Origin of the sequence: Sphingopyxis sp. (assembly GCF_019459305.1) — a bacterium.
In the GTDB taxonomy this organism is placed as follows: domain Bacteria; phylum Pseudomonadota; class Alphaproteobacteria; order Sphingomonadales; family Sphingomonadaceae; genus Sphingopyxis.
In genome coordinates, this window is record NZ_JAIBES010000117.1 from 1 (window position 1) to 3,980 (window position 3,980).

The following is a 3,980-nucleotide window of genomic DNA, read 5'->3' on the forward strand; positions in this document are numbered from 1 at the left end:
AAGGGGGTTGGTTCGGTATTTTGTGGCGCGCGATGGGGCCGCCGCCGGGCTTTCGCCCGAACGGCTGCGCGCCGTATGGAACGAACTGGTCGAGCAATCGATCGCCCATGAGGCGGTCGAATGGGATCGCATTCGCGTCGACGGTTAACGCCGCCGGCACCCCGAAATTACTTCGCGCCCTTCAGCTGCTGGCTAATAGAATCGGCCTGCCGGTCCCAATCTTCCTGCGTACGGCATTCGCGTGCTGCCAGGCGGCTGCCGGTGTCGGCGATGCGGCGGCAGATCATTTTGGGCTTCGTGGCTGGCTTGGCGGCGGTTTCGGTGACGGGCTGCGAAGCAGAGGCTTCGGCGGTGGTCGCGGCGAGGGCCAGCGACATCATCAAGGTAAGCATGGACGATTTGACTCCGGGGAGGGTAGGAGCCTGTTATCGCGCTCGCGGCTTTCTGCCAAGACTGGTTATGATGCCATGCATCATCCTGATATCATTGTGCGACCAGCCGGTCTTGGTGAGCGCTGTCCGCAGGGTGCGCAGCGTAGCTTCGGTGCGTTCGGGCGGCACGAAATAGCCGCTGGCATCGAGGTCGCGGACCAGGTGCTGGATCAGCTCTTCCAGTTCGGCATGCGGCGCGATGGGGTCGAGTGGGACGGTGGGCGGGCTGGCCAGCGCGACACCCCCATCGGCTTCGCCTGGGGCATGTTTCGACCATTCATAGGCGAGCAGGATCACCGCTTGCGCCAGGTTCAAGGACGCAAATTTGGGATTGATCGGGACCGTCACGATATTGTGCGCCAGAGCGACGTCGTCGGTATCGAGCCCTGAGCGTTCGGCACCGAAGATATAGGCCGAGCGTCCTGCATCGGCATGCACCGCGCGCGCCGCAGCCTCGGGGGTGAGCACGGGCTTCATCACGCCGCGTTTGCGCACCGTGGTGGCGTAGATGGTCGTGCAGTCAGCGACCGCTTCGGCCAGGATGTCGAACACCTGTGCCTCGGCGAGCACGATGTCAGCGCCTGCGGCTGCCGGACCCGCGTCGGGATTGGGCCAGCCGTCACGCGGGGCCACCAGCCGCAACTCAGTCAGCCCGAAATTGAGCATTGCCCGCGCCGCCTTGCCGATATTTTCACCCAGCTGCGGACGGACGAGCACGATGACGGGGGGCGGGACCGCGGTGCTCAACTTTTATGCGCCGCCTCGGTCACCGACGAGGCAAATTCCTCGAAATCGCGGGCCTCGGTGAATTCACGATAGACGCTGGCGAAGCGGATATAGGCGACGCTGTCGAAACCTTTCAGCGCCTCCATCACCATCGCGCCGATTTGCGCTGCCTGCACCTCGTTCTCGCCCGATGTTTCGAGCTGGCGCTGGATGCCCGACACCAGCCGTTCGATACGCGCGCCGTCGATCGGGCGCTTGCGGCACGCGATCTGGATGCTGCGCATCAGCTTTTCGCGATCGAAGGGCTCGCGCCCACCGCCGGCCTTGAGCACCGACACTTCGCGCAGTTGGATGCGCTCGAACGTCGTAAAGCGCGCGCCGCAATCCTCGCACTGACGGCGGCGACGAATGGCGGCGCCGTCCTCGGTCGGACGGCTGTCCTTCACCTGGCTGTCTTCATGGCCGCAATAAGGGCAACGCATCGGTTAGCGTTTCACCCGCGAGTAAAGCGCAATCGCGGCGCCCGCGAGCAACCCGACGGGCCAGCTGACCACCGGCAGGACGGCACCGACAACGGCCCCGATTGCGCCGCCGGTGAGCACCGGTTTGGTCGAGGGATGCGCCAGACCCTGCTTGCCCATCGCCTTGACCTCTTCGATCTTGACTTCGGCGAGCGTCGGTTCTTCGGGATGTTGGCGTGCCATCGGATCAGCCCTGATAGATCGGGAAGCGTTCACACAGCGCGCGAACGCGGCCGCGCACATCGGCTTCGACATCGGCGTCGCCATGCTCGCCCTTGTCGCGAAGCGCTTCGAGCACGTCGGCGACCATATCGCCGATCTGCTCGAACTCGGCGATGCCGAAGCCGCGCGTCGTACCCGCGGGCGATCCGACGCGGATGCCGCTGGCCTTGACCGGCGGCAGCGGGTCGAAGGGGATGCCGTTCTTGTTGCAGGTGATCGCGCTGCGCTCGAGCGCCTCGTCGGCGTCGCGGCCCGTGACGCCGAGCGGGCGCAGGTCGATGAGGGCAAGGTGGGTGTCGGTGCCGCCCGCCACAACGTCGGCGCCGCGTGCCTTGAGGCGACCGGCGAGCGCCTGCGCGTTGGCGACGGTCGATTTCGCATAGTCCTTGAAATCGGGGCGCAGCGCTTCGCCAAAGGCGACGGCTTTGGCGGCGATGACATGCATCAGCGGGCCGCCCTGCAGGCCGGGGAAGACCGCCGAATTAATCCGCTTGGCGATCGCTTCGTCATTGGTCAGGATCATGCCGCCGCGCGGCCCGCGCAGCGTCTTGTGCGTCGTCGTGGTGACGACATGCGCGTGCTCCATCGGCGAGGGATGAACACCGCCCGCGACGAGACCGGCGAAATGCGCCATGTCGACCATCAGCAGCGCGCCGACATCATCGGCAATCGCGCGGAAGCGAGCAAAGTCGAGCGTGCGCGGATAGGCCGAGCCGCCCGCGATGATCAGCGCCGGACGATGCTCCTTGGCGAGCGCTTCGACCTGGTCGAAATCGACGAGATGGTCGTCGGCGCGCACACCGTACTGAATGGCGTTGAACCATTTGCCCGACATCGCGGGCGGGGCGCCGTGGGTGAGGTGACCGCCGGCGTCGAGGCTCATGCCCAGGATCGTCGCGCCGGGCTTAGTCAGCGCCAGCATCACCGCGCCATTCGCCTGCGCCCCCGAATGCGGCTGGACATTGGCATAGCCGCAATCGAACAGCTGCTTGGCGCGGTCGATCGCGAGCGTTTCGACCTCGTCCGACGGCGCGCAGCCCTGATAGTAACGGCGGCCCGGATAGCCTTCGGCATATTTGTTGGTAAACACCGACCCCTGCGCTTCGAGCACGGCTTTCGAGACGATGTTTTCGCTGGCGATCAGTTCGATCTGATAGCGTTCGCGTTCCAGCTCATGCTTCATTGCGGCCGCGACCGCAGGGTCGACGGTGTCGACGCCGTCGGTGAAATAGCCAGCCGATTTGATGGGCTTATCGAGCGTGTTGGTGGTCATCGGCTGGTCTCCAGTTGCGGCGGATTGGATAATTTATCGACGCGGCGCGCGTGGCGATCGCCGGCGAAATCGGTGGTGAGGAAGGCGGTCAGGCACGCCTTGGCCATGTCTATGCCGGTGAGGCGCGCGCCCATTGCGATGACGTTGGCGTCATTATGCTCGCGCGATAACTTCGCCGACAGCGGCTCGGACACGAGCGCGCAGCGAGCCGCTGGGTTCCGATTGACCGAAATCGAAATGCCGATTCCCGACCCGCACAGCGCGACGCCACGGTCGGCGCGGCCTGCGGCCATCGCTTCGCCCAGCGCATAACCAAAATCGGGATAATCGACGCTGTCGGGGCCGTTGGTGCCGAGATCCTCGACGTCATGGCCTTCGGCGCGCAGCCAATCCGCGAGCAGCGCTTTCAGCTCATAAGCGGCATGGTCAGAGGCAATGGCGATGCGCATCGGCGCGGCTCCCGCTGGGGTCAAGGGAATCGATGTCGGCCCTTTAGGCGACGCCGCCCGATTTGGCCATAAGCGAGGTGGCAAATTTGTGACGCGGCCGATAAAGCCGCGGCATGTCCGATACCGTCATATCCGTGCTGATGCTCACTGGGGTCTTCCTGACCGGCGGTGCTGCTTATGTGTTTCGCAACGGCGACCGGCGCCGCGCGCTGCTGATGCTGGTTGCGGGGCTGGTGATGTTCGCCAATGTGGCGGTGTGGCTGGTGCCGGTGAAATAGCTTTCGGCGCCCCCCCCCAGGCGGGGGGCCCCGGGGGGCCCGGCCGGGGAACGGGGAGAAAAACCCCCCCGCCGCTCCCC

The 3,980-nt window shown here is 65.5% G+C and carries 7 protein-coding genes; 1 reads left to right on the plus strand and 6 read right to left on the minus strand.

Annotation, left to right across the window (positions count from 1 at the left end; genetic code table 11):
- Positions 1-167 precede the first annotated feature (167 nt).
- The 6 genes from K0M74_RS13745 to rpiB are packed head-to-tail and all read right to left on the minus strand — an operon-like array spanning position 168 to position 3,622.
- Positions 168-392: a hypothetical protein gene (locus tag K0M74_RS13745; protein ID WP_293973443.1), complete on the minus strand. Its 225-nt coding sequence runs from the start codon at positions 390-392 to the stop codon at positions 168-170.
- Between the two features lie 33 nt (positions 393-425).
- Positions 426-1,178: a TrmH family RNA methyltransferase gene (locus tag K0M74_RS13750; RefSeq protein ID WP_293973446.1), complete on the minus strand. Its 753-nt coding sequence runs from the start codon at positions 1,176-1,178 to the stop codon at positions 426-428.
- Positions 1,175-1,639, minus strand: coding sequence for a transcriptional regulator NrdR (nrdR, locus tag K0M74_RS13755; RefSeq protein ID WP_088441605.1), 465 nt, complete (start codon positions 1,637-1,639; stop codon positions 1,175-1,177). The genes K0M74_RS13750 and nrdR overlap by 4 nt, the downstream gene beginning before the upstream one ends.
- A gap of 3 nt (positions 1,640-1,642) precedes the next feature.
- Positions 1,643-1,861: a hypothetical protein gene (locus K0M74_RS13760; RefSeq protein WP_293973449.1), complete on the minus strand. Its 219-nt coding sequence runs from the start codon at positions 1,859-1,861 to the stop codon at positions 1,643-1,645.
- Between the two features lie 4 nt (positions 1,862-1,865).
- Positions 1,866-3,173 (minus strand): serine hydroxymethyltransferase, encoded by a 1,308-nt coding sequence (gene glyA / locus K0M74_RS13765; RefSeq protein ID WP_293973452.1) that lies wholly within the window; start codon positions 3,171-3,173, stop codon positions 1,866-1,868.
- Positions 3,170-3,622: a ribose 5-phosphate isomerase B gene (gene rpiB / locus K0M74_RS13770; RefSeq protein WP_293973456.1), complete on the minus strand. Its 453-nt coding sequence runs from the start codon at positions 3,620-3,622 to the stop codon at positions 3,170-3,172. The genes glyA and rpiB overlap by 4 nt, the downstream gene beginning before the upstream one ends.
- A 113-nt stretch (positions 3,623-3,735) precedes the next feature.
- Here rpiB and K0M74_RS13775 point away from each other — a divergent pair, with 113 nt between their 5' ends.
- Complete coding sequence (locus K0M74_RS13775) at positions 3,736-3,900, plus strand: hypothetical protein (RefSeq protein WP_293973459.1); 165 nt, start codon at positions 3,736-3,738, stop codon at positions 3,898-3,900.
- Positions 3,901-3,980: the final 80 nt, after the last annotated feature.

Coding starts and splice junctions, on each gene's coding strand:
- K0M74_RS13745 (WP_293973443.1), bottom strand. CDS start 392: ATGCTTACCTTGATGATGTCGCTGGCCCTCGCCGCGACCACCGCCGAA.
- nrdR (WP_088441605.1), bottom strand. CDS start 1,639: ATGCGTTGCCCTTATTGCGGCCATGAAGACAGCCAGGTGAAGGACAGC.
- K0M74_RS13760 (WP_293973449.1), bottom strand. CDS start 1,861: ATGGCACGCCAACATCCCGAAGAACCGACGCTCGCCGAAGTCAAGATC.
- glyA (WP_293973452.1), bottom strand. CDS start 3,173: ATGACCACCAACACGCTCGATAAGCCCATCAAATCGGCTGGCTATTTC.
- rpiB (WP_293973456.1), bottom strand. CDS start 3,622: ATGCGCATCGCCATTGCCTCTGACCATGCCGCTTATGAGCTGAAAGCG.
- K0M74_RS13775 (WP_293973459.1), top strand. CDS start 3,736: ATGTCCGATACCGTCATATCCGTGCTGATGCTCACTGGGGTCTTCCTG.